This is a genomic window from Pseudomonas sp., assembly GCF_030690725.1.
Taxonomy (GTDB): domain Bacteria; phylum Pseudomonadota; class Gammaproteobacteria; order Pseudomonadales; family Pseudomonadaceae; genus Aquipseudomonas.
The window spans coordinates 1-24,538 of the sequence record NZ_JAUYGD010000050.1 but is presented as its reverse complement, the minus strand read 5'-3'; the positions used below and the strand labels follow the sequence as shown (position 1 = coordinate 24,538).

The following is a 24,538-nucleotide window of genomic DNA, read 5'->3' as shown; positions in this document are numbered from 1 at the left end:
GCAACACGCCTCCTGCCTGTATCGGCCCTTAGCCGAACAGCCCGAGGGTGTGCAAAAAGACCAGCACAATACCCAGCGGCGTGACCCAGCGCAGCACCTGCCACCACAGCGTGAACAGGTGTGGATGGCCGATGCCCAGCGCCTCCTGCACAACTGTACGACTCAGCACCCAGCCACCGAACACCACCGTACCCAGGCCGCCGAGCGGCATCAGCAGACTGGTGGTGAGGTAGTCGAGGCTATCGAAGAAGGTTTTGCCAAACAGGGTGAAATCGCTCCAGACGTTGAACGATAACGCCGTGCCCAGGCTCAGCAGCCACAGGACGATGCCGCTCAACACCACCGCCTTGATCCGGCCAATGGCGAACTTCTCGCCGAGCCAGGCCACGGTCGGCTCCAGCAGGGAAATCGCCGAGGTCAGCGCGGCGATGGCCAGCATGATGAAGAACAATCCGCCGACCAGCTGACCGAACGGCATCTGCCCGAAGGCGATCGGCAGGGTAACGAAGATCAGCCCGGGACCGGCGCCCGGTTCCAGGCCGTTGGCGAACACCAGCGGAAAAATCGCCAGACCGGCCAACAGCGCCACTGCAGTATCAGCCAGGGCGACCATGATCGCGGTCTTGGCAATCGAGGTGCCGGCCGGCAGGTAGGAGCCGTAGGCCATCATCGCGCCCGTCGCCAGGCTGAGGGTGAAGAAGGCATGCCCCAGAGCCACCAGCACGCTCTGGCCGCTGAGCTTGCTGAAGTCGGCATCGAACAGAAAATGCACGGCCTCGAGGAAGTGCCCGGTGGTAGCGGCATAGCCCACCAGCCCCAGCAGCAGCACGAACAGCCCTGGCATCATGAAGCGCAGCGAACGCTCCAGGCCCTCGCGCACGCCCAGGGCGACGATGCCCAGGGTCAACAGCAGCACCACTGTGCCGAAGCCGACGAGCTTCCAGGGATCGCCGAGCAGCGCGCCGAACAACGCCCCGCTGCTCTCGCCATTCAGTCCAGCAAAACTCCCCATGATGGCCGCTGGCGTATAGGCCAGCGCCCAACCGGCAATCACCGCGTAGAAGCTGAGAATCAGAAAGCCGGTGAGAATCGCCATACTGCCGAACAGGCGCCAATGGCGACCGGCTCCGACCTGCTTGGCCAGCGCCGCCATGGCCCCCTCGGGGTTGGCCCGACCACGCCGGCCGATCATCACCTCGGTCATCAGCAGCGGAATGCCGATCACCAGGATGCACGCCAGGTAGACCAGAACGAAGGCGCCACCACCGTTCTCACCGGTGATGTAGGGGAATTTCCAGATATTGCCCAGGCCCACTGCCGAGCCGGTGGCGGCGAGGAAGAATGCCCAGCGCGATGACCACAGGCCACGGCCGGAGTTGCTGGAGGCGCCGGCCATACTGCCGACGGCGATGCTGTCTTGACTCATTGGGACTTGCCCTCTTGTTGTTGTGGAAATACGCAAAGTCTTGTTCGTGCCATTACCGGTCTCTTGCGTAGGGCGGCGTAGCCCGCCGCAGCCATCCGTTCGACCGGCTGCTGGTGCGCACGGCACGCCCTGCGGGGTCAGCGGCCGGCGTGCAGGCGCTCCTCGGCCAGGCGGTCGGCGATGGCGGTGGTAGTGGCGCCCTCACCCTCGGCACGCTGGAAAATCTCCGCCAGGGTGGCGCCGATGCCCTCGATATGCGCCTTGAGTTCGGCGCTGCTGCCACCGCTGCGCTCGTAGCAGACATCAATGATGCCGCCGGCATTGATCGCGTAATCCGGGGCATACAGGCAGCCACGCCGGCGCAGCTCCTCGGCCAGTTCGGCGGCAGCCAGCTGGTTGTTGGCCGCCCCGGCGATAACCGGCGCGCGCAGGGCCTCGAGGGTCTGCGGATTGATGATGGCGCCCATGGCGCAAGGGGCGAACACATCCACATCGAGGCCGTAGATGTCGTTCTGGGCGACGGCCGTGGCGCCCAGTTGCTCCACCGCGCGGCGCACGTTGGCCTCGACTATGTCGGTCACCCACAACTCGGCGCCGGCCTCCTTGAGCTGCCGCGCCAGGCCGAAACCGACCTGGCCGACGCCCTGGATCGCCACCCGCAGACCCCTGAGGTCGTCACGACCGAGGCGATGCTTGACCGCCGCCTGCAGGCCGATAAACACCCCGTAGGCGGTGGACGGCGACGGATCGCCATTGCGCATGCCACCGCCAAAGGCCTCGCGCTGACCGGCGCCGGCGACATGGCGGGTGCGCTCGGCCATGATCTGCATTTCCGCCACCCCGGTACCGGAGTCGGCGGCGGTGATGTAGCGCCCGCCCAGGCTGTCGACGAAATCGCCCATGGCCTGGAACAACGCCTCGCTCTTGCCGGTGTGCGGGTTGCCGATGATCACCGCCTTGCCGCCGCCGAGCGGCAGCCGGGCCAGCGCCGACTTGTAGCTCATGCCACGCGACAGGCGCAGCACGTCGCGCAGCGCTTCCTCGTCGCTGGCGTAGGGCCACATGCGGCAACCGCCGAGGGCCGGGCCGAGGTTGCGGTTATGGATGGCGATGATCGCCTTCAGGCCGCTGGCCTGATCGTGGCCGTAGACCACCTGTTCGTGGTGATCGAATTCGATATGGGAAAACACGGACATGGGGATTCCTTGGGAGGTTCTTGTTGTTGGGAGATTGGGGGCTTTGCATCGACCTGTAGGAGCCAGCTCGCTGGCGATCCGCACATCCACTGGGCGCCAATGATCGCCAGCAAGGACTAGGCGTCCCCCTGACTCCTACAGGGGATGGGTTGTCAGGCCGCCGGTTCGAACAACTGCACCACCTGGATCTCGCTGACCAGCAGGCGCGCCTTGAGTTGGCGCTCCTGCTCGCGCACCTTGACCAGGCTCTGCTCCTTGACGTGGCCATAACCGCGGATCTGCTCCGGCAGTTCGGCCAGCGCCACGGCGCTGCGGTAGTTGTCGGCATTTAGCTGCTTGAGCAGGTAATCGACGCTGCGCTCGTAGTCCTCGATCAGCTGCAGCTCCAACTTGCGTTCGGCGCTGTAGCCGAACGGGTCGAGCGGCGTGCCTCGGAGGGCCTTGAACTTGGCCAACAGGCCGAAGGCCTTGAGCATCCAGGGGCCGAACTGGCGCTTGCGCGGCTGACCGCTGACCGGGTCGGGCTTGGCCAGCCAGGACGGCGCCAGGTGGAACTGCAGGCGGTAGTCGCCCTGGAACTGCGCCTCTAGCTGCTGGATAAAGCGACCGTCGCTGTACAGCCGGGCCACCTCGTACTCGTCCTTGTAGGCCAGCAGCTTGGCGTAGTTGCGCGCCACCGCCCGGCTCAGGGCCTGATCGGCGCCCTGGTCGGCCAGGCGCACGCGCTGCACCAACGCGCGGTAGCGTTCGGCATAGGCGGCGTTCTGGTAGGCGCTGAGGAAATCGACGCGGAACTGGACGATCTCGTCCAGGCTCTCGCAACGCGGCGCCTCGATCACCTTGGGGCTGGCCAGCTTTTCCACCGCGGCGACATCGTGCGCCGCGCGGCGGCCCCAGAGGAACGCCTGCTGGTTGAGCTGCACCGCCACACCGTTGAGCTCGATGGCCTTGGCGATGGCCTCGGCCGAAACCGGTACCAGGCCTTTCTGGTAGGCAAAGCCGAGCATGAACAGGTTGCTGGCGATGCTGTCACCGAGCAGGCGCGTGGCCAGGCGGGTGGCGTCGACGAAGTGGGTCTTGCCCGCGCCGACTGCCTCGATCAGCGCCTCGCGCATGGCCGCGCCCGGCACCTGGGCATCGGGGTTGCGGGTGAATTCGGCGGTGGCCGCTTCATGGCTGTTGATCACCGCGTGGGCGATCTTGTCGTTGAGCTTGGCCAGGGCGTCTTCGCTGGCCGCCACCACCAGGTCGCAACCGAGCAGCAGGTCGGTCTCGCCGGCGGCGATGCGCACGGCAAAGATATCGTCCTGCTTGGCGGCGACGCGGATATGGGTGACCACCGGGCCGAACTTCTGCGCCAGGCCGGCCTGATCGAGCACGCTGCAGCCCTTGCCCTCGAGGTGCGCGGCCATACCCAGCAGCGCGCCGACCGTGGTCACGCCGCTGCCACCGACACCCGGCAGGAGGATATTCCAGGGCCGTTCCAGCGACGGCTGGCGCGGCTCCGGCAAGGCGATGAACAGCGCACTCAGGCCCACCGCTTCCGGCTTGCGCAGGCTGCCGCCATGCACGGTGACGAAGCTCGGGCAGAAGCCCTCGACGCAGCTGAAATCCTTGTTGCAGGAGTTCTGGTCGATCTCGCGCTTGCGCCCCAGCTCGGTTTCCAGCGGCAGCACCGACAGGCAGTTGGACTTGACGCTGCAATCGCCACAACCCTCGCACACCGCCGGGTTGATGAAGGCACGCTTGGCCGGATCGACCAGTTTGCCGCGCTTGCGCCGGCGGCGCTTCTCGGTGGCGCAGGTCTGGTCGTAGATGATTACCGAGGTGCCCTTGAACTCGCGCAGCTCGCGTTGCACCGCGTCCAAATCGTTGCGGTGATGGAAGGTCACGATGGGCGCGAAACCGGCGCGGCTCGGGTACTTGTCCGGCTCGTCGCTGACCAGGGCGATGCGCTTGACGCCCTCGGCGAACACCTGCTGGCTGAGCTGATCGACGCGCAATTCGCCGTCGATCGGCTGGCCGCCGGTCATGGCCACCGCGTCGTTGTAGAGGATTTTGTAGGTGATGTTGACCCCGGCCGCCACGGCCGCGCGCAGGGCCAGCTGGCCGGAATGGAAGTAGGTGCCGTCGCCGAGGTTCTGGAAGATGTGCGCGGTGTCGGTGAACGGCGCCTGGCCGATCCAGGTCGCGCCCTCGCCGCCCATCTGGGTGAAGGTGTCGGTGTTGCGGTCCATCCACTGGGTCATGTAGTGGCAACCGATACCGCCCTGGGCACGGCTGCCTTCCGGCAGTTTGGTCGAGGTGTTGTGCGGGCAACCGGAGCAGAAATGCGGGGTGCGCACCGTGCTGTGCTTGGGCGCAGCCAGGGACGCTTCCTTGGCGGCGAGAAAAGCCAGGCGTTCGTCGATGCTGGCGCTGTTGTAGATCGGCGCCAGGCGCTTGGCGATGGCGCGGGCGATCATCGCCGGGGTCAGCTCGGACAGGTTCGGCAGCAGCGAGACGCCGCTCTCGTCGAACTCGCCGACCACCCGCGGACGCTTGCCCACCGGCCAGTTGTACAGCTGGCCGGTCAGTTGGTCCTCGATGATGCTGCGCTTCTCCTCGATCACCAGGATCTCGTCCAGGCCCTCGGCGAATTCGTGCACCGAGACCGGCTCCAGCGGCCAGCTCATGCCGATCTTGAGCACGCGCAGGCCGACCTGGGCGCACAGCGCTTCGTCCAGGCCTAGGTCTTCCAGGGCCTGGCGCACGTCCAGGTAGGACTTGCCGGTGGTGACAATGCCCAGGCGCGGATTGGGCGAATCGAGCATCACCCGGTTGAGCTTGTTGGCGCGGGCGAAGGCGCGGGCGGCGTAGATCTTGTAGGTATTGAGGCGCGCCTCCTGGGCCAGGGGCGGATCCGGCCAGCGGATATACACGCCGTCCTGCGGCAGCTCGAAGTCCTCGGGAATCTTCACTTCGATACGCAGCGGATCGACATCGACCACCGCCGAGGAATCGACGTTCTCGGCGATGGTCTTGAGCGCCACCCAGCAACCGCTGTAGCGCGACAGTTCCCAGCCGATGATGCCGTAGTCGAGGATTTCCTGGACGTTGGCCGGATTCAGCACCGGGATCGAGGCGGCGATAAAGGCGTGTTCGCTCTGGTTGGCGATGCTCGATGACTTGCAACCATGGTCGTCGCCGGCCAGCAGCAGCACGCCGCCATGCTCGGAGACGCCGGCCGAGTTGCCGTGTTTGAACACGTCGCCGCAGCGGTCCACGCCCGGCCCCTTGCCGTACCACATGGCAAACACGCCGTCGTAGCGCGCGCCGGGGAACAGGTTGGTCTGCTGGCTGCCCCACACCGAGGTGGCGGCCAACTCTTCGTTGACCCCGGGCTGGAAGTGGATGGCGTTTTCCTGGAGGAAACCCTTGGCTTCCCACAGGCTCTTGTCCAGGTTTCCCAGCGGCGAGCCGCGGTAGCCCGAGATAAAGCAGGCGGTATTCAGCCCGTGGGCGGCGTCGCGCTGCTTTTGCAGCATCGGCAGGCGGGTCAGCGCCTGGGTGCCGGTGAGGTAGAGGTGACCAGTGGCAAGACGGTACTTGTCATCCAGGCGGATCTCGGCCAGAGACATTGGGGCGCTCCTTTTATTCTTATGACGAGCTGACTGGCAACGGTGCATGCCAGCCATGTTCTGTTTCGCCCGGGATCACCGGGCTAAACGACTGGCTAAGAATATGACTGAGCGGTACGGAGATTTTCTTTCTAATTTCGGGCCAGAAAGCCAATACTGCGCATGAACCTTCCAACAATTACAAAAACTCGGAATAAATCATGCTGGAAAAACTCAACCCTCTCGATCGCAAGATTTTGCGCCTGCTGCAGCACAACGCCGATCTCTCTGCCGCCGAGATCGCGGAGAAGGTCGAACTGTCACAATCGCCCTGCTGGCGGCGGATTCACCGCATGCAGGAAGAAGGCCTGATCGAGCGCAAGGTCGCCCTGCTCAACCCCAAGTTGCTGGGCCTGGGCATGACCGTGTTCGTCGACATCAAGCTGTCGGCCCACGGGCGCAAGAACCTGGAGGAATTCGAGCAGGCGGTGGTCGGCTATCCGCAAGTGCTGGAGTGCTACACCATGGCCGGCGGCTCGGACTACCTGCTCAAGGTGGTGGCCAAGGACATCGCCGACTACGAGCGCTTCCTGCGCGATCACCTGCTGCAGCGCCCCCATGTGCAGGAGGCGCACTCCAATATCGCCATGAGCGAGGTCAAACGCACCACCGAATTGCCGCTGGATTGAGAAGGCCCCGGATATCGTGGGAGGGGCTTTAGCCGCGAAAGCTCTTAAAATTCACTGCCTATCGCGGCTAAAGCGGAGCGCCGCCCGGCCCGTTCCACACAGGCACGCAGTGTTCATAACACTTGCCCGTCGAAGGCCAGGCTAACCCCCGCCGGCAGAGCATCGGGGTGTTCCAGCAGCCAGGCGTCGAAGCTATGGCCGATATGGGTCAGCACGCTCTGCTTCGGCTGCAAGCGCTCGACCACCTCCAGTGCGCGGGTCAGGTCGTTGTGGTTGCGCGGGGCGATGGGTTGCGGCGCGGTGGAGCAGTCCAGCACCAGCAGATCCAGCGGCTGTTGGCGCAGCACCTCGGCACTGGCGTCCGGCACGCCGAGGGTATCGGTGAGGTAGGCGATACACCGACGCTCTCCATTTGCCGCTGAGCCCTCCAACAGATAGCCAAAGGTCGGTTTGGAATGATTCAGCGGCAGCGCCGTAACGCTCAACTCACCCAGCTGCCGCCGCTCGAAGGCGGTAAATGGCTGGCTGAAATCAAGAATGCCGGGATGTTTGTACAGGTCCGCCAGGCCTTCCGGATCATCCGGGCCATGCACCGGAATAATCAGCCCTTGCCCCCAACGCAGGTGCAGCAGGCCCTGGGCGTGATCGGCGTGGTAATGGGTCTGCAGGATGCCGCTCAGGCTATGGGGAGCAAAGCGCTCGGTCAGGTCAGTCAGGCCGGAGTCGATCAGCCAGCGCTGCTGGCCGCATTCGATCAGGGCGCAACAGGGGCCGCGACGCCGTGCTGGATAAACCCGCGCGCTGTCGCAGGCCGGGCAGCTGCAGTTGTAGACCGGCACCTGGCGGGCATCGCCGCTGCCGAGCAGGGTCAGGCGCATGCGTTCGCATCGCTGAGCAGGTGCAGCAACTGGGAGACGGTTTGTTCCAGAGGGCCGGAGTTGTTCAGAACAATGGTGCTCTCCGCTGGCGCTGCCGTGGCAGGGGCCGGGCGGCGCTCCGCTCCAGCCGCGACTGTCGCCGCTGAAGCGCCTCCCACAATAAAGCTGCGGCTGCGCGCCAGGCGCGCCTCGATCTGCTCGGCGCTTTCCCGGCCGCGCGCCTGCAGGCGCTGGCGCAGGGCCGCTTCATCCACCTGCAGGAGGATCGCCAGCAGCTTGGGATAACGCTGGCGCGCCTGGGCCAGATGCCCGCGCGAGCCATTGACCAGCACATCCTGCCCCGCCGCCAGCCAGTCATCGATCTGCCGTGAGATGCCATAGGCCAGGCCGTTGGCGCGCCAGCTCAGGGCAAAGGCGCCGGCGGCTTCCTGCCGCTCGAACTCGGCAGGCGAAACGCCGATGGCATCCTCGCCCGACGCTTCGGCCGAGCGGGTAATCACCCGTCGGACGATCACGCAACCGTGTTCGGCCAGGCGCGCACGCGCGGCATTCAACAGGCTGTCCTTGCCCGAGCCCGAAGGCCCCATCAGATAGATCAACCGGCCGCTCATCAAAACACCCTTTTCGCTTGTCGCCAGACCTGCTGGATCACCGCCTGGCCCGAATACACCTGCGCCTGCACCAGGTCGGCACGCAGGCCGGCGCGGATTTCGCCGCGATCATTCAGCCCCGCCGCCCGTGCCGGCACGCGGCTGACGCAGGCAATCGCTCGCGGCAGATCATAGCCGTTATCCTGCCCGGCCAGCAGCAAAGCGGCCTGCAGCAGGCTGGCTGGATAATAGTCGCTGGAGAGGATATCCAGCACGCCATGCCGGGCCAACTCGGCAGCGGCAATATTGCCCGAGTGCGAGCCGCCGCGAACGATATTCGGCGCCCCCATCAGCACCTTCAGGCCCAGTTCGTGGCTGGCCTTGGCCGCCTCCAGGGTGGTGGGGAACTCGGCGATGGCCATGCCCAAGCCCGCCGACTCCTGCACATGGGCCAGGGTCGCGTCGTCGTGGCTGGCCACGGAAATACCACGACCCCGGCAGTCGGCGGCTATGCTGCGGCGCTGGCGGTCGCTGTACTGCCGCGAGTTGGCCACCTGTTCCTCGATAAAGGCATCCATCTGCGCCTCGCTGAGGTGGTACTTGCCCATGTAGTACTCGCGGTATTTGTCTTCTTTGGCGAACTGGCGCTGGCCCGGCGAGTGGTCCATCACTGACACCAGCTGCACCAGCGGATGCTCCACCAGATCGCGGAACACCGCCAGGGTATCCGGGTGGCAGACCTCGCAGCGCAAGTGCAGGCGGTGATCGGCGCGCAGGTGCCCGGCCGCTGCGGCCTCGGCAATCGCCTCAAGCATGGCCGGCAGCTGCTGCATGCGCTTGCCGCGCGGATTGACGTCGCCAATCGCCAGGGCATCGAACACCGTGGTGATGCCGGCCGAGGCGATTTGCGCATCATGGGTCAGCACTGCCGAGGCCGATGGCCAATCCACTCCCGGCCGTGGGCTCATATATTTTTCCAGGTTGTCGGTGTGCAGCTCGACCAGGCCGGGCAGCAGGTAATCACCGCCCAGGTTCTGCGCCTGGGGCAAGCCGCTGACGCCCTCTTCCACCCGGGCAATCAGGCCGCCCTGCAACACCAGGGTGCCGACAAACGCCTGCTCGGCGGTGACGATCCGCGCGTTGCTAAGAATCTGTTCAACCGGCATAGATGTACTCCTGTTGCGCCGCAGCGCTCATGTCCTGGCTCATATCAAGGTAACGGTCGGCCACCGCCTCGCGGACGGCGCGGTCGTGGAAAATGCCGATCAGCGCACTGCCTGCTGCCTTGGCTTCATCGATCAGCTCCAGCACCACCTGGCGGTTGGCGTCGTCCAGCGAAGCAGTAGGTTCATCCAGCAGCATCAGTGGCCAGGCGACCATAAAGCCGCGGGCGATATTCACCCGCTGCTGCTCGCCACCGGAGAAGGTGCCGGGGGCCAGTTGCCACAGGGCCTGAGGGATATTCAGGCGGCTCAGCAGGCTTTTCGCCCGTACCTCAGCATCAGCCTTGCTCCAGCCACGGGCCAGGGCCGGTTCCATCACCACATCCAGGCTGGCTACCCGTGGAATCACCCGTAGAAACTGACTGACATAACCCAGGGTCTGCCGGCGCACCGCCAGCACCTGGCGCGGCTCGGCACCGACCAGCTCGACCCATTCAGCGTTGTGCAACACGCGAATGCTGCCGCCGGCCGCCAGGTAGTTGCCGTACAGGGTGCGCAGCAAGGTCGACTTGCCCGCCCCGGATTGGCCATGCAGCACCAGGCACTCGCCGGCACGCACGCTGAAATGCAGCCCGCTCAATACCTTCAGCACCACACCGTGCTGCTGATGCAGGGTGAAGGTCTTGCTGAGGCCAGAGACCTCGATAAGCGTATTCATGATTGACCTCATATTGACCGGCAGCCCGCATGCAATCAGGGCTGCACACACGTCAGGGCTGCAGAACAGACGACACCAGCAACTGCGAATAGGGATGCTGCGGGTCGTCGAGAATCTGATCGGTGAGACCGGCCTCGACCACATGGGAGCGGCGCATCACCATCAGCCGATCCGCCAGCAAGCGCGCCACCGCCAGGTCGTGGGTGACGATCACCACCGCCAGGTCCAGCTCGCGCACCAGGCCGCGCAGCAGGTCGAGCAGACGCGCCTGCACCGATACATCGAGGCCGCCGGTGGGCTCGTCCATAAAGATCAGCCGCGGGCTGGAAACCAGGTTGCGGGCGATCTGCAAACGCTGCTGCATGCCGCCGGAGAAGGTTCGCGGCAGGTCGTCGATGCGCAGCGGGTCGATCTCCACCTGCTTCAGCCAGTCGATGCCGGCCGCGCGCAGCTCGCCGTAATGGCGCACGCCCTGAGCCATCAACCGTTCGCCGATATTGGCCCCGGCCGATACGCCCATGCGCAGGCCGTCACGCGGGTTCTGCTCGACAAAACCCCACTCGGTACGCAGCAACGTGCGCCGCTGCGCCTCACTGGCGCTGTATAGGTCAACCCAGTTGCCGGCCGTATCGCGATAACTGACTGAGCCGCGATCCGGCGGGCAGCGCCCGGAGAGCAGACTAAGCAGGGTCGACTTGCCCGAACCGGACTCGCCGACGATACCCAACACTTCGCCCGGATACAGATCGAACGATACGCCCTGGCAGCCCTTCTCCAGGCCGTACAGGCGAGTCAGGTCACGCACGCTAAATAGCGGCTGCTCCGTTTCGTTGTGCAGGTGCAATTTTTCGGCAGCACTCATTGCTCGCCCTCCTCTTCAAGGTCACGGCGTTGCATGCAGTAGTCGGTATCGGAGCAGACGAAACGCTTGCTGCCGGCATCGTCGACGATCAGCTCGTCCAGGTAGGAATCCTGACTGCCGCAGAAGGCGCAGCACTCATCCCAGCGCTGGATCTCGAAGGGGTGATCTTCGAAGTCCAAACTCACCACCTGGGTATAGGGCGGCACGGCATACAGGCGCTTCTCGCGGCCGGCACCAAACAGCATCAGCGCCGGGCTCATATGCAGCTTGGGGTTGTCGAATTTGGGAATGGGCGATGGGTCCATCACGTAGCGTTCGTCCACTGTCACCGGGTAGGCGTAGCTGGTGGCGATATGGCCGAAGGTGGCGATGTCCTCGTACAGCTTTACGTGCATCACGCCGTAATCTTCCAGCGCGTGCATGGTGCGGGTCTCGGTTTCCGAGGGCTCGATAAAGCGCAGCGGCTCGGGGATCGGCACCTGGTAAACCATGATCTGATCGCCATTGAGCGGCGTTTCCGGGATGCGGTGGCGGGTCTGAATCACCGTCGCTTCTGGGGTGCGGGTGGTGGTCTTGACCCCAGCCGTGCGGGCGAAGAAGCGCCGGATCGACACCGCGTTGGTGGTGTCATCCGCGCCCTGATCGATCACCTTGAGCACATCCCCGGCGCCGAGAATCGCCGCGGTCAGCTGCATGCCACCAGTGCCCCAGCCATAGGGCAGCGGCATCTCGCGACCACCGAACGGCACCTGATAACCGGGAATCGCCACGGCCTTGAGCAGGCCACGGCGGATCATGCGTTTGGTTTGCTCATCGAGGTAGGCGAAGTTATAGCCAACCTCTGTTGCATACTGCGTTTGGGCCTGGGCATTCATGCGCGTTGCTCCTCGGCGGCTGGCTGCTCGCACGTCTGCTTGCGCAGTTTGCGGATCAGCTCCAGCTCGGATTGGAAGTCGACGTAGTGCGGCAATTTCAGGTGCGAGACGAAGCCGGCGGCCTCGACGTTGTCGCAGTGCATCAGCACGAACTCTTCCTGCTGCGCCGGGCCTTCGACTTCCTCGGCGTATTCGGCGGCGCGCAGCGAGCGGTCGACCAGAGCCATGCCCATGGCCTTGCGCTCGGCATAGCCGAAGGCCAGGCCGTAGCCACGGGTAAACTGCGCATCGATACCCTTGCCGCCGACGAACTGGTTGACCATTTCGCACTCGGTCACTTCGATATCGCCCAGCGGCACGGCGAAGCCGAGCTCTTCCGGCTCCAGCCAAACCTCGACCTCGCCGATGCGGATCTCCCCGGCAAAGGGGTGGTTGCGCCCGTAGCCGCGCTGGGTGGAGTAGCCCAGCGCCAATAGGAAGCCTTCATCACCACGGGCCAGTGCCTGCAGGCGCTGAGCACGACTGGCGGGGAAATCCAGCGGCTCGCGAGTGATATCCGGCACAGCGGCGCCGTCATCGGCCTCGCGGGCCATCAGACCTTCGTCGGCGAGAAAATCCAGCACCCGTGGGCACGGCAACAGTTCAGCTTGCGGATCGACCTGCGGCCCTGGCTGTTCGCCTTCTGCCAGCAGGGCGAAATCCAACAGCCGGTGGCTGTAGTCGAAAGTCGGGCCGAGCAACTGGCCGCCGGGCAGGTCCTTGAAGGTTGCCGAGATACGCCGAGTCAGCTGCATCTGCGTAGTGTCCAGCGCGGCGCTGGCGCCGAAGCGCGGCAGCGTGGTGCGGTAGGCGCGCAGCAGGAAGATCGCTTCCATCAGGTCGCCGGCCGCCTGCTTGATCGCCAGAGCGGCCAACTGCGGGTCGTACAGAGAGCCTTCGCTCATCACTCGAGCGACGGCCAGAGGCATCTGCTCGCGCACTTGCTCGACGCTGAGTTCAGGAATGGAGGTATCGCCACGGCGCTTCTTCGCCAGTAGCAAATGGGCATTGTCGATGGCGCGCTCGCCACCTTTGACGGCGACGTACATCAGGCAGCCTCCTCGGCATTGACCAGCACGCGGGTGCTGCGCGGCAGGCCGATCACCTGCTCACCAGCGGCGAAGAAGGCATCCAGACCACGAGGAAAGGCACTGCGTGCATGGCGCTGTTGCCAAAACACTGCCGGCAGCGGTAGCTCGACGCAGCGCACGTCCTTGATGCCCGGCCCGCGCCAGCGCAGGGCCGCGCCATTGCTGAGGGCATCGAGCTGGATCAGCAAAGTGCAGGACTGGTCCGGATAGCGCTCACTGCCATTGTCGAAGGCCGACAGGTCGGCCAGCTCGCGCTCATCGAGCAAGGCAAACAGCGCCAGCTCACGCTCGGCGACAATCGGGCAGCCGCAGTGAAAGGCCAGGTTGGCGCGGATCGCCGGGGTGTCGAAGCGCGGCGCCAGCCACAGCGGCGTGTCGCCATCGAGAAACGCCAGGCACAGGGCGTAGGTCGCCGGGTGGAGGTTTTCCAGGGCCAGGGCGCGGTTCAGCGGTTGTGCCAGGCCAGGCTCGGCCAGGGCCTTGAGGGCGCTGCGGAAGCTGGTTTGCGCATCCAACACCGGGTCGTTGAAGGCCGGTTGCAGCCATTGCGAGCTATTCGCCGCGTTCATCAGTCTTCTCCTCTGACCAGGGTGAAGAATTCCACCTGGGTGGTTGCGGTTTCTGCGGCCTTGGCCGCCTGTTGGGCTTGTTGCGCTGCCGCCAGGGGTTCGATCAGTCGGCTCAGCCAATGCGGCTGCTCGGCACCCTGCAAGTGCGCATCGGCCAGGGCCGCCAGTTCGGCGTGTTGCTTGTCGCGGCCGGCCACGTAGCTGTAACCGGTGCGGCCATCGGCCAGGCGCACCACACAGCGGGTCACGCTCATCTCGCCGAGGTTGAACGGGCTGCCGGTGCCGCCCATGCGCCCACGTACCAGGGTCATGCCAATTTCCGGGGCGCGAATCAGGCGGTAGTCGGCTTCCTTCAATGCCGACTCATAGGCCGCCAGTTGGCCGCCGGCACGGGCGAGTACGCCCATCCAGCGCTGGCGGGTGGCGATGTGCGGGTCGCTGTGCTGTATGTCGCTGTGCGGTCTATCGCGGTTCATCAACAAGCCTCCATCAAAGGGCGAGCTGGTACTGGAAGCGGTCGGCGCGGCTGGTCGATAACGACAGCTCCACCGGCCGTCCGGCCAGATCGCGGGAAAGGGTTTGCACGCTCAGCAGCGGTGCATGCTTGGGCATCAGCAGGCGCGCAGCCTCGTCACGGCTGGGCAGGCGCGCGCCGATCAAGCTGAAGGTGCGAGTCAGCGGCAAGCCGCGCTGACTGAGGTAATGGCGCAGGGAGCCGCCCTGGTAGTCGGCGAGCAGCTCGCAGTGCTCGGTGCTGAAGGCATGACGGATCAGGCTGACCGGCTGGCCCTCGATCAGGCGCAAAGTGCTCAGTTCCAGCAGTTGCGCACCGCTGGGCAGTTGCAGGTATTCACGCTCCTCACATCCGGCTGGGCGCAGGCGGCTTTCCAGCAATTGCGCCTCGACCTTGTGGCCGAGCGCCGAAAGCGAGGCGCTGTAGGCACTGCCGGCCTGCATCGGGTAGATCAGCGGTTTGGCCAGCACCCGCGTGCCCTTACCCTGCTGGCGCAGCAGGCGGCCTTCGAGCACCAGCTCATCCACTGCGCGGCGCAGGGTGTGGCGGTTGACGGCAAAACGCGCGGCCAACTGCACCTCGGCCGGCAGGTAATCGCCAGGGCTCATGCGCTGCAGCTCATCGCGCAGCACGGCGGCCAGTTCGCGGTACAGCGGCTCGGGTTGTCTAGACAAGTGCATGGCTAATAAAGGGCATCCGCAGATGCCCGTTCTCCGTCAGATAAATTGTTTGCGCAGGCGCTGCGAGATGATGTCCAACAGACTGACCACCAGGATGATCACGATCAGCAAGGCGCAGGTCTGGGCGAACTGGAAGCCGCGAATCGCTTCCCAGAGAATCACCCCGATACCGCCAGCGCCGACCATGCCGACGACAGTTGCCGAGCGCACGTTGGATTCGAAGCGGTACAGCGAGTAGGAAATCCATAGCGGCAGGATCTGCGGAATCACCCCGTAGATGACTTCCTGCAACGCGCTGGCGCCAGTGGCGCGTACGCCTTCAACCGGGCCCGGATCGATGGCCTCGACCGCCTCGGCGAAGAGTTTGGCGAGCACCCCGGTGGTGCCAATAAACAGCGCCAGCACCCCGGCGAACGGGCCCAGGCCAACCGCCACCACGAAGAGCATGGCGAAGACCATTTCGTTGATTGAACGGCAGGCGTCCATCACCCGGCGGATCGGCTGGTAAACCCACCACGGCACGATGTTTTCCGAGCAGAGAATGCCCAGCGGGATAGCTAGAACAATCGCCAGCACCGTGCCCCAGAGGGCGATCTGCACGGTGACGATCATCTCCTTGAGGTACAGCTCCCAGTTGCTGAAATCGGGCGGAAAGAAGTCCGCGGCAAAGGTCGCCATGTTGCTGGAGTCGCGGATCAGCGCCAGCGGATTCATCTCCGCGCCCTGCCAGGACCAGGCCAACACAGCGAAGAACAGCCCCCAGCCGATCAGCTGCAGCCAAGAACGCTTGGCAATCAGGTCGGGCGTGGGTGCGGTGGTCAAAGTGGTCATAACAACATCTCGAATCAAGCGGCAGAAAGAACCTGCCCGGCAGGTGTGCCGGGCAGGGAGCAGCTATTAACCGGCGCTGGCTGGGCTCTGCTTGGCGATTTCAGCCATGCGCTTTTCCAGCTTGGCCAACTCGGCATCCAGCTCCTTGAGCTGAGCCTGCTTGTCAGCGGCGTTGAGTTTTTCGTTGTTAGCCACTTCGGTGCGCTTCTTGAACAGCTCCAGCTGGCGGATCGGCAGCAGCTGGTCGTCATCGGAAGCCTTGAACTTGGCCCACTGCAGACCGGCCAGAACTTTCTGCTCAGCCGGCTCGTCGCCGTAGGTCATAAAGAATTCGCGCAGCTTGTTCTTGGTGGCGTCATCCAGGTTCTTGCGCCATACCATCGGGTCAGACGGGATCAGCGGCGAGGTCCAGATCACTTTCAGCTGAGCGGCTTTATCCGGAGCAGTCACTTCCAGACGCTCCATACCTTCGCTGTTGAAGGTGCCGATATCGACCTGCTTGTTGGCTACCGACAGGGCGTTGACTTCATGGCTGCCGTTGAGCGCACGCTTGAAGATCTTGTTGGCGTCGGCATTGTTCTGCGCAAAAACGTAGTAGCCCGGTACCAGATAGCCCGAGGTAGAGTTCGGGTCGCCGTTGGCGAAGGTCAGGGTCTTGGCGTTTTTCAGCATGTCTTCGATCGAATTGATCGGGCTGTCCTTGTGCGCCACCATCAGGCTGTAATAGCCCTGAGTGCCGTTGGCCGCGACGGTTTGGGCGAAGATCTGCCCATTGGCACGGTCCACTGCTTCCATCGCGGCCTTGTTGCCGTACCAAGCCATGTCGACCTTGTCGAAACGCATGCCCTGGATGATCCCGGCGTAGTCAGGGGCGAAGAAGGCTTTGATCTTCAGACCAGTCTGCTCGCTCATGTCCGCCAGGAAGGGGTCCCACATGCTTTTCAGGTTCTGCGACGACTCGGTGGAGATGATGCCGAAATTGATTTCCTGCTCAGCGGCTTGGGCGGCGCCCAGAACCGAACCGGCCAGCAGCGTGGACGCGGCGAGAACGCGACTGATACGTTTGAACATGCAAAGCACTCCTAGTGCAGATGGACATACAGGGGTTGGCATAACAGGCAAGCGGCTCAGGCCTTGGCCAGAGCCAGCGGGACTTTCGGCGTGCGCGCACGGCGCGGTTTCTCGGCGGTTTGCGGCTCGGCTAGCAGCTCGGCCCCGTAAAGATCGTTAAGGAAGTTGGGGTGCAGCTCGGCGGCGGCGCCGTCGTAATGAATACGCCCCGCTTTCAACGCCACGGCGCGCTGGCAATAGCGCATGGCGTAGTCGACCTGATGCAGGGTGACCACCACGGTAGTGCCGTCTTCGCGGTTGATGTCGGCAAGAATCTGCATGACCTTGCGCGCTGATTCAGGATCGAGCGAGGCAATCGGCTCGTCAGCCAGAATCACCTTGGCGCGCTGGCACAGGGCACGGGCAATCGCCACGCGCTGCTGTTGGCCGCCGGACAGGGTCGAGGCGCGTTGCTGCGCCAGATCCGCCAGACCGACACGGGCCAGGGCCTGCAGCGCACGTTGCTTTTCTTCGGCATTGAACAGACCGAGGGTGCCTCGCCAGCGCGGCATGCGCCCCAGGCAACCGAGCAGCACGTTCTGCAGCACGCTAAGGCGGCCGACCAGATTGAACTGCTGAAAGATGTAGCCGATGTCGGCGCGCAGACGACGCACTTCGCCATTCAGCCGGCCTGCGGCCTGCACTTCACGACCCAGCACCTGAATGCTGCCACCGCCGCTGCGATCGCAGCAGGCCAGGCCGGCAACATGACGCAGCAAGGTAGACTTGCCGGAGCCCGAGGCTCCGATCAGCGCCACCATTTCACCGGGTTCTACGGACAGCGCCAGATCAAACAGCGCCTGCTTGCGGCCGAACGTTTTGTTCAGGCTCTCAACCCGGATCACTGCGCTCATGGAATGCCTCCTTTTTATTAGCGGTTACACCGCGGCGTGAAGCCGCCTTCTGGTGTAGACCAAGGTAGGCAAATCCTGTGTCAGACCGATTAATAGGCCGTGACACTTACGTGACCATTGCTTGAAGTTTTTCCTACGCGCAGCCGGTTTCCCTTGCTTTTTGCATAGCACGGCGCATTTCTGATGACTGGTGCTGGCATAACGCCTTTACCCATCGCAAAATGCGACACGCGATTGGCGTCAATTTATCGACCTCGCGACTGTAGAGTCATACTTGATCTAAGCGGCTTTCTGGCTGAACGGTTAGTGCTATAGGTGGTCAAACCGGTGACAATCCTATAGCCCATTGCCAGTATCGCTTTCCTAAACTAACCGGTTTAATGTACGCGCCCTATGAAACCAGCACTCTATTCCAGCCGCACCGCTGACAAATTCGTAGTTCGTCTGCCCGATGGCATGCGCGAACGTATTGCGGATGTCGCACGCAACCATCACCGCAGCATGAACTCGGAGATCATTGCTCGCCTTGAGCAAAGCATGCTCCAGGAAAGCTCTCTGGGTGATGACCTCAACATGCGCTTGGACAGCCCAGATCTGTCCTTGCACGAGCGTGAGTTGCTGCAACGCTTCCGCCAACTGTCACGCCGTCAGCAGAATGCCCTGGTGGCATTGATTGCTCACGACGCCGAGATGGCTGCAGAAGAAGCCTGACTGCGCTGCACAACGAAAAAACCGGCCTAGGCCGGTTTTTTTGCTGCCAATAAAAAATGGCCTGAAGCCATTTTGAGCCTTGCATCGCAACCGCCTGTAAGCTGGCCGCCAGGGATTCCAGGCAATAAAAAACCGCCCTTAGGCGGTTTTTTATTGGCCGTGTTAATCAGCCGACAAAGCTGAGCAGTACACCCGCAGCCACTGCCGAGCCGATCACCCCGGCCACGTTCGGGCCCATGGCGTGCATCAGCAGGAAGTTCTGCGGGTTGGCTTCCAGCCCAACCTTGTTCGACACCCGCGCCGCCATCGGCACCGCAGACACCCCGGCCGAGCCAATCAGCGGGTTGATCTTGTTGCTGCTGAACATATTCATCAGCTTGGCCATCAACACCCCCGCAGCGGTACCGGCGCAGAACGCCAGCATGCCCAGACTGAGGATGCCCAGGGTTTTCAGCTGCAGGAAGGAATCCGCCGACAACTTCGAACCCACGGTCAGACCGAGGAAGATGGTGACGATATTGATCAGCGCATTGCGCGAGGTGTCGGCCAGACGCTCGACCACACCGGCCTCACGCAGCAGGTTACCCAGGGCGAACATGCCGATCAGCGGCGCTGCATCCGGCAGCAGCATGCCGATCAGCAGGCACAGCACGATCGGGAAGATGATCTTCTCGGCCTGGCCCACAGGGCGCAGCTGCTGCATAACGATGGCGCGCTCTTCCTTGGTGGTCAGCGCACGCATGATCGGCGGCTGAATCAGCGGCACCAATGCCATATAGGCATAGGCCGCTACGGCAATCGGACCGAGCAGATGCGGAGCCAGTTTGGAGGTCACGAAAATCGAGGTCGGGCCGTCTGCACCGCCGATTATGGCGATGGAAGCAGCCTCCTTGAGGGTGAACTCAAGCCCCGGAATACCCAAGGCTGTCAGCGCCAGCGCGCCCATCAGCGTGCCGAAAATCCCGAACTGCGCCGCAGCCCCGAGCAACAGGGTCTTGGGGTTGGCCAGCATCGGCCCGAAGTCGGTCATGGCGCCGACGCCGAGGAAGATCAGCAGCGGGAAGATACTGGTGGGCAAACCCACCTCGTAGATCATGTGCAGGAAGCCCGCACCCTCGGCCATATTGGCCACCGGGATGTTGGCCAGCAGACCGCCAAAACCAATCGGCAACAGCAGCAGCGGCTCAAAGCCCTTCTTGATCGCCAGATAGATCAGCAGGATGCACACCGCCATCATAAACAGCTGACCCGGCTCGACGTGGTACAGGCCGGTGCTGTGCCAAAGCTTGAGGAGCTTATCCATTACCGCGCTCCCTTAACCGATGGTCAGCAGGCTGTCGCCCACCGCCACCGCATCACCCACCTTGACGTTGACCGCACCAATAGTGCCGGCCTTGAACGCACGGATCTCGGTTTCCATTTTCATGGCTTCGAGGATGATCACCAGCTGCCCTTCTTCCACGGCATGACCTGGCTGCACCAGTACCTTGAAGATGTTGCCGGCCAGCGGGGCATTCTGCGGCTCGCCGGCGCCCACTGGCGCAGCTACTGCTGCCGAGGAATTAGCACCACCGACAGCCTTGAGCCCTTCGATATCGCCGCCTTCGTTGACCTGCACCACATAGGACTTGCCGCCCACTTCAACGGTGTAGACCTCGGGCTTGCCGGCTTCACGAGCAGGTGCTTCTTTGCCGGTCGGTGCCGGCTCGAACGCTGCCGGGTTGCCGCGGTTTTCCAGAAACTTCAGACCAATCTGCGGGAACAGAGCGTAGGTCAGCACGTCGTCGATTTCATCGGCGGCCAGCTTGACACCCTTCTCTTTGGCAATACCCTTGAGTTCGGCGGTCAGTTTGTCCATCTCGGCTTCAAGCAGATCGGCCGGACGGCAGGTAACGGCTTCAGCGCCATCCAGCACCCGCGCCTGCAGCTCTTTATTGAACGGCGCCGGCGCTGCGCCGTATTCACCCTTCAAGATGCCGGCGGTTTCCTTGGTGATCGACTTGTAGCGCTCGCCGGTCAGCACGTTGATCACCGCCTGGGTGCCAACGATCTGCGAGGTAGGGGTCACCAGCGGGATAAAGCCGAGGTCTTCACGTACACGCGGGATCTCAGCGAGCACTTCGTCGAACTTGTCCTGGGCGCCCTGCTCTTTCAGCTGGCCTTCCATATTGGTCAACATGCCGCCCGGCACCTGGGCGACCAGAATCCGCGAGTCAACACCCTTGAGGTTGCCCTCGAACTTGGCGTACTTCTTCCGTACCTCACGGAAATAGGCGGCGATTTCTTCGAGCAGTTCCAGGTTAAGCCCGGTATCGCGCTCAGTGCCCTGGAACATCGCCACTACGGATTCAGTTGGCGAATGACCATAGGTCATCGACAAAGAAGAAATGGCGGTGTCGACATTGTCGATGCCTGCCTCCACGGCCTTAAGAATGGCCACAGACGACAACCCAGCAGTGGCGTGGCACTGCATATGAATCGGGATCGACAGGGTTGCCTTCAGGCGCGTCACCAGTTCGAACGCGGTGTAGGGTGTCAGAATACCGGCCATGTCCTTGATGGCCACCGAGTCGGCGCCCATATCTTCGATCTGCTTGGCCAGATCAACCCACATCTCCAGGGTATGCACCGGACTGGTGGTGTAGGAGATGGTGCCCTGAGCATGCTTGCCCAGCTGCTTGACGGCCTTGAGCGCGGTCTGCAGATTGCGCGGATCGTTCATCGCATCGAATACGCGGAACACATCAACGCCATTGAAGGCGGCGCGCTCGACGAATTTTTCCACCACGTCATCGGCGTAATGGCGGTAGCCCAGCAGGTTCTGCCCGCGCAGCAGCATCTGCTGGCGGGTGTTGGGCATGGCCTTTTTCAGCTCGCGAATGCGGTGCCATGGATCTTCACCCAGGTAACGGATGCACGCATCGAAGGTCGCGCCACCCCAGGACTCCACGGACCAGAAGCCGACCTGATCGAGCTTGGGCGCGATTGGCAGCATATCTTCCAGGCGCACGCGGGTGGCCAGGATCGACTGGTGGGCGTCACGCAGCACCACATCAGTAATTCCGAGTGCTTTCTTTACGGCAGTCATACAGATGCTCCCTGTCGAACCTGGCTCACCCGCGGCGGGCGCGGTGCTGGTGAATAGCGGATTGGATAGCGGCTAGCACATCAGCGCTCGGCTCGTCGGAGGCCGGCTTGACTGCTGATGGCACAGATACGGGAATTGGCGCTTTGACGGTAAAACGCTCGATAACCCACGACATCACGCGGATCATCAGCACCAATAGCATCAGAAAGAGAAATACGGTGCCTATGCCGAACAGCATGAGCTCGACACCCTCGAGCAGGAGTTCACCAGGGGTCATCTTGGCTCCATTACCAGCTACGTGTGAGCTGCGTTAATTATTAGATAGGAGCGCCCGGGAACTGATCCCGGGCAAAGCTGGCGAACCTTAGCGTGAAACGAGCGTTTGAAGCAAACCCAGAGCAGCCTAATGAGACATTTTCTGTAGAGAAAGCGTCATCACTTCAGCAGGCCGCTAGAGCAGGAACAGGCTGGCCAAGCCCAGGAAGATAAAGAAGCCACCGCTATCGGTTACCGCAGTGATCATCACACTGGCGCCCAAGGCCGGATCACGCCCCATACGCACCAGCGTCATGGGGATCAGCACCCCCATCAGCGCCGCCAACAGCAGGTTCAGGGTCATTGCTGCAGTCATCACCACACCCAGCGACCAGCTGTCGTAGAGCAGGTAGGCCACCACGCCAATCACCCCACCCCAGACAATGCCGTTAACCAGGCCAACGCCCAGCTCCTTGCGAATCAGCCGCGAGGTATTACCGGTACTGACCTGATCCAGCGCCATGGCGCGTACGATCATGGTGATGGTTTGGTTACCCGAGTTGCCACCGATGCCCGCAACAATCGGCATCAGCGCTGCCAAAGCCACCAGCTTCTCGATGGAGTCTTCGAACAGGCCGATCACCCGCGACGCCATAAAGGCGGTAACCAGATTGATCGCCAACCAGGCCCAGCGGTTGCGCAGGGATTTCCACACCGAGGCGAAGATGTCTTCCTCCTCACGCAGACCGGCCATATTGAGGACTTCGCTTTCGCTCTCCTCCCGGATCAGGTCGACCATTTCATCGATGGTCAAACGACCGATGAGCTTGCCGTTCTTGTCCACCACCGGCGTAGAAATCAGGTCGTAACGCTCGAACGCCTGCGCGGCGTCGTAGCCATCCTCATCCGGGTGGAAGCTCACCGGGTCGGTGGCCATGACTTCGCTGACCAGCTTTTCCGGGTCATTGACCAACAGACGCTTGACCGGCAGCACACCCTTGAGCACGCCGTCGTAATCGACCACAAACAGCTTGTCGGTGTGCCCTGGCAACTCCTTGAGGCGGCGCAGGTAGCGCAACACCACTTCCAGGCTGACGTCTTCGCGGATGGTCACCATCTCGAAGTCCATCAGCGCGCCGACCTGATCTTCCTCATAGGACAACGCCGAGCGCACGCGCTCGCGCTGCTGTGCATCGAGGGTTTCCATCAGCTCGTGCACGACATCGCGCGGCAGCTCGGAGGCCAGGTCAGCCAGCTCGTCGGCGTCCATGTCCCTGGCGGCGGCGAGAATTTCATGGTCGTCCATGTCCGCAAGCAGGGTTTCGCGCACCGCGTCGGACACTTCGAGGAGGATATCGCCGTCGCGCTCGACTTTGACCAGCTGCCAGACAGTCAGACGGTCATCAAGCGGCAAGGCTTCGAGAATGTGGGCAACGTCGGCGGAGTGCAGCTCATCGAGCTTGCGTTGCAATTCGGCGAGGTTCTGCCGATGCACCAGGTTTTCCACCCGGCCGTGGTGCTGGCCTTCCTGACGGTGAGTCAGGTCTTCGACCAGCTTGTGCCGATGCAACAGCTCGACCACCTGGGCCAGGCGATTTTGCAGGCTTTCTTGCGGCTTTTTTGCTTCTACTTCAGTCATGGCGCGCTCCACCCCCAGCGGCAGCGCACGCCACGGAGGGTCAATCAGTCAACACGTGATTGCACAATCGAGATTCAGAGTAACTACTGGGTAAGTCCATGGTGGTTTTCCACAAGCCCCGGCGGGGCTGACGCAGCGAATGATACCACCGCCCAGGCGCTTTGCATGTGACAAAAACAATCCTAGAACAAGCGCTTGCACGACAAACTTAAGCGCGCCTGCACATCTGTAACTGCGACGTGCGAGGCATTGGCAAAGGCACGCCTGGCGCAGACGAAGGCATCGACTACCCTTGCACATGGACCGTCACGGAGGACGCACCATGCATGGACTGCGCTGCGCAGCTTTCTGCGCCATTCTGCTTTGCCCGCTGCCCACACTCGGCTCAACGGTATTTCGCTGCGAAGACGCCAAAGGCAACGTCACCTTCACCCGCCAAGGCTGCCCCGACGCGCACAACCAGAGCTTGCAGCAGGCCTACAACCCCACACCCGGCAGCGGTAAACCGGTGCCATTGGCCAAACCGCGCAAGGCCAGCCGCGAGAGCAAGAAGAAAGATGAGTATGAGCTGACAGTGATCGGCGTGAAGCAGGACGGCTGCGGCAACCACCTCAGCAGCAGCGAACGGCGCGCCGCCATCATCAAGCAGCAGATACGCCTGGGCATGAGCCGCAGCGATGTCGAGAGCAGCCTCGGCAAGCCTGACAAGGTCACCGAACAGAATGGCCAGACGCGCTACGTTTATCAGGGCAAAAAAGGCAACAAGCGCAATGTGAGTTTTGATGAAGCCGGCTGCGTCAAAGGCAAGGCCAAACGCTAAATCCAGCGAATTTAACGTTGCACAGCGACAACCCGCCGGTGACGGCTATAAACGCCGCACAATAAAAAAGGGCCTGCATCGCTGCAGGCCCTTCTTGTTTGGTGCACTCAGGAGGATTCGAACCTCCGACCGCTCGGTTCGTAGCCGAGTACTCTATCCAGCTGAGCTATGAGTGCAATTGGCGCTTTTAAACCAGATCACCGCTGGCTGAAACAAAATGGCCGGCATCGCTGCAAGCCATTTCTATTTGGTGCACTCAGGAGGATTCGAACCTCCGACCGCTCGGTTCGTAGCCGAGTACTCTATCCAGCTGAGCTATGAGTGCAATTGGCGCTTTTAAA

23 protein-coding genes and 2 tRNA genes are annotated in these 24,538 nt (G+C 62.9%); 3 read left to right on the top strand and 22 right to left on the bottom strand.

Translation table 11 applies throughout. From position 1 onward, the window contains the following. Positions 1 to 28: 28 nt before the first annotated feature. The 3 genes from Q8O69_RS12130 to Q8O69_RS12120 all read right to left on the bottom strand — a co-directional run bounded on the left by Q8O69_RS12130 (position 29) and on the right by Q8O69_RS12120 (position 6,242). Positions 29 to 1,426 carry a sodium-dependent transporter gene (locus Q8O69_RS12130; RefSeq protein WP_305592444.1) on the bottom strand — a complete coding sequence of 466 codons (1,398 nt, stop codon included), beginning with the start codon at positions 1,424 to 1,426 and terminating at the stop codon, positions 29 to 31. A 137-nt stretch (positions 1,427 to 1,563) separates the two neighbouring features. Beyond that, positions 1,564 to 2,622: a Glu/Leu/Phe/Val dehydrogenase dimerization domain-containing protein gene (locus Q8O69_RS12125; RefSeq protein WP_305592442.1), complete on the bottom strand. Its 1,059-nt coding sequence runs from the start codon at positions 2,620 to 2,622 to the stop codon at positions 1,564 to 1,566. A gap of 152 nt (positions 2,623 to 2,774) precedes the next feature. After that, a complete protein-coding gene (locus Q8O69_RS12120; RefSeq protein WP_305592440.1) occupies positions 2,775 to 6,242 on the bottom strand; it encodes an indolepyruvate ferredoxin oxidoreductase family protein in 3,468 nt (1,155 codons plus the stop codon). Positions 6,243 to 6,442: 200 nt separating this feature from the next. Between Q8O69_RS12120 and Q8O69_RS12115 the strand changes: the two genes are divergently transcribed. Further along, positions 6,443 to 6,910 (top strand): Lrp/AsnC family transcriptional regulator, encoded by a 468-nt coding sequence (locus Q8O69_RS12115; protein WP_305592438.1) that lies wholly within the window; start codon positions 6,443 to 6,445, stop codon positions 6,908 to 6,910. 113 nt (positions 6,911 to 7,023) lie between these two features. Here the strand turns inward: Q8O69_RS12115 and phnP are convergent, their stop codons facing one another. The 13 genes from phnP to phnC all read right to left on the bottom strand — a co-directional run bounded on the left by phnP (position 7,024) and on the right by phnC (position 17,684). Next, the gene (phnP, locus tag Q8O69_RS12110) at positions 7,024 to 7,788 is read right to left on the bottom strand and encodes a phosphonate metabolism protein PhnP (protein WP_305592437.1); all 765 of its coding nucleotides are present in this window, start codon (positions 7,786 to 7,788) and stop codon (positions 7,024 to 7,026) included. After that, positions 7,779 to 8,399 (bottom strand): phosphonate metabolism protein/1,5-bisphosphokinase (PRPP-forming) PhnN, encoded by a 621-nt coding sequence (gene phnN / locus Q8O69_RS12105; RefSeq protein WP_305592435.1) that lies wholly within the window; start codon positions 8,397 to 8,399, stop codon positions 7,779 to 7,781. Before phnN ends, phnP begins: the two co-directional genes overlap by 10 nt. After that, positions 8,399 to 9,544, bottom strand: a complete 1,146-nt coding sequence (locus tag Q8O69_RS12100; RefSeq protein WP_305592433.1) for an alpha-D-ribose 1-methylphosphonate 5-triphosphate diphosphatase — start codon at positions 9,542 to 9,544, stop codon at positions 8,399 to 8,401. The genes phnN and Q8O69_RS12100 overlap by 1 nt, the downstream gene beginning before the upstream one ends. Next, the gene (gene phnL, locus Q8O69_RS12095) at positions 9,534 to 10,259 is read right to left on the bottom strand and encodes a phosphonate C-P lyase system protein PhnL (protein WP_305592431.1); all 726 of its coding nucleotides are present in this window, start codon (positions 10,257 to 10,259) and stop codon (positions 9,534 to 9,536) included. The genes Q8O69_RS12100 and phnL overlap by 11 nt, the downstream gene beginning before the upstream one ends. A 52-nt stretch (positions 10,260 to 10,311) precedes the next feature. Then, positions 10,312 to 11,121, bottom strand: a complete 810-nt coding sequence (phnK, locus tag Q8O69_RS12090) for a phosphonate C-P lyase system protein PhnK (protein ID WP_305592429.1) — start codon at positions 11,119 to 11,121, stop codon at positions 10,312 to 10,314. After that, entirely contained in the window at positions 11,118 to 11,996 is an 879-nt protein-coding gene (locus Q8O69_RS12085) for an alpha-D-ribose 1-methylphosphonate 5-phosphate C-P-lyase PhnJ (protein ID WP_305592427.1), read from the bottom strand. The genes phnK and Q8O69_RS12085 overlap by 4 nt, the downstream gene beginning before the upstream one ends. Further along, positions 11,993 to 13,084, bottom strand: coding sequence for a carbon-phosphorus lyase complex subunit PhnI (locus Q8O69_RS12080; RefSeq protein WP_305592425.1), 1,092 nt, complete (start codon positions 13,082 to 13,084; stop codon positions 11,993 to 11,995). The genes Q8O69_RS12085 and Q8O69_RS12080 overlap by 4 nt, the downstream gene beginning before the upstream one ends. Next, a complete protein-coding gene (gene phnH / locus Q8O69_RS12075) occupies positions 13,084 to 13,695 on the bottom strand; it encodes a phosphonate C-P lyase system protein PhnH (RefSeq protein ID WP_305592423.1) in 612 nt (203 codons plus the stop codon). Before phnH ends, Q8O69_RS12080 begins: the two co-directional genes overlap by 1 nt. Further along, positions 13,695 to 14,171, bottom strand: a complete 477-nt coding sequence (gene phnG, locus Q8O69_RS12070; RefSeq protein WP_305592421.1) for a phosphonate C-P lyase system protein PhnG — start codon at positions 14,169 to 14,171, stop codon at positions 13,695 to 13,697. The genes phnH and phnG overlap by 1 nt, the downstream gene beginning before the upstream one ends. Positions 14,172 to 14,184: 13 nt before the next feature. Further along, on the bottom strand, positions 14,185 to 14,889 hold the full coding sequence (phnF, locus tag Q8O69_RS12065; protein ID WP_305592419.1) for a phosphonate metabolism transcriptional regulator PhnF: 705 nt from the start codon (positions 14,887 to 14,889) through the stop codon (positions 14,185 to 14,187). Between the two features lie 36 nt (positions 14,890 to 14,925). Continuing rightward, the gene (gene phnE, locus Q8O69_RS12060) at positions 14,926 to 15,720 is read right to left on the bottom strand and encodes a phosphonate ABC transporter, permease protein PhnE (RefSeq protein WP_305592417.1); all 795 of its coding nucleotides are present in this window, start codon (positions 15,718 to 15,720) and stop codon (positions 14,926 to 14,928) included. Between the two features lie 66 nt (positions 15,721 to 15,786). After that, complete coding sequence (phnD, locus tag Q8O69_RS12055; protein ID WP_305592415.1) at positions 15,787 to 16,791, bottom strand: phosphonate ABC transporter substrate-binding protein; 1,005 nt, start codon at positions 16,789 to 16,791, stop codon at positions 15,787 to 15,789. A gap of 56 nt (positions 16,792 to 16,847) precedes the next feature. Next, on the bottom strand, positions 16,848 to 17,684 hold the full coding sequence (gene phnC, locus Q8O69_RS12050; RefSeq protein ID WP_305592413.1) for a phosphonate ABC transporter ATP-binding protein: 837 nt from the start codon (positions 17,682 to 17,684) through the stop codon (positions 16,848 to 16,850). A 393-nt stretch (positions 17,685 to 18,077) separates the two neighbouring features. Here phnC and Q8O69_RS12045 point away from each other — a divergent pair, with 393 nt between their 5' ends. After that, positions 18,078 to 18,395, top strand: a complete 318-nt coding sequence (locus Q8O69_RS12045; RefSeq protein WP_136665818.1) for an Arc family DNA-binding protein — start codon at positions 18,078 to 18,080, stop codon at positions 18,393 to 18,395. Between the two features lie 166 nt (positions 18,396 to 18,561). Here Q8O69_RS12045 and Q8O69_RS12040 read toward each other — a convergent pair whose 3' ends face one another. From Q8O69_RS12040 to mgtE, 4 genes are all read right to left on the bottom strand, one after another. Next, positions 18,562 to 19,698 (bottom strand): sodium ion-translocating decarboxylase subunit beta, encoded by a 1,137-nt coding sequence (locus Q8O69_RS12040; protein WP_305592409.1) that lies wholly within the window; start codon positions 19,696 to 19,698, stop codon positions 18,562 to 18,564. A 12-nt stretch (positions 19,699 to 19,710) separates the two neighbouring features. Continuing rightward, positions 19,711 to 21,483, bottom strand: a complete 1,773-nt coding sequence (gene oadA / locus Q8O69_RS12035; protein WP_305592407.1) for a sodium-extruding oxaloacetate decarboxylase subunit alpha — start codon at positions 21,481 to 21,483, stop codon at positions 19,711 to 19,713. 25 nt (positions 21,484 to 21,508) lie between these two features. Further along, on the bottom strand, positions 21,509 to 21,760 hold the full coding sequence (locus tag Q8O69_RS12030) for an OadG family protein (protein WP_305592405.1): 252 nt from the start codon (positions 21,758 to 21,760) through the stop codon (positions 21,509 to 21,511). A 174-nt stretch (positions 21,761 to 21,934) separates the two neighbouring features. Then, the gene (gene mgtE, locus Q8O69_RS12025) at positions 21,935 to 23,377 is read right to left on the bottom strand and encodes a magnesium transporter (protein WP_305592403.1); all 1,443 of its coding nucleotides are present in this window, start codon (positions 23,375 to 23,377) and stop codon (positions 21,935 to 21,937) included. A 322-nt stretch (positions 23,378 to 23,699) separates the two neighbouring features. Between mgtE and Q8O69_RS12020 the strand changes: the two genes are divergently transcribed. Beyond that, on the top strand, positions 23,700 to 24,197 hold the full coding sequence (locus tag Q8O69_RS12020; RefSeq protein ID WP_305592401.1) for a DUF4124 domain-containing protein: 498 nt from the start codon (positions 23,700 to 23,702) through the stop codon (positions 24,195 to 24,197). 99 nt (positions 24,198 to 24,296) lie between these two features. Here Q8O69_RS12020 and Q8O69_RS12015 read toward each other — a convergent pair. After that, positions 24,297 to 24,373, bottom strand: a tRNA-Arg gene (locus Q8O69_RS12015). Positions 24,374 to 24,445: 72 nt separating this feature from the next. Beyond that, positions 24,446 to 24,522, bottom strand: a tRNA-Arg gene (locus Q8O69_RS12010). Between the last annotated feature and the right edge of the window lie 16 nt (positions 24,523 to 24,538).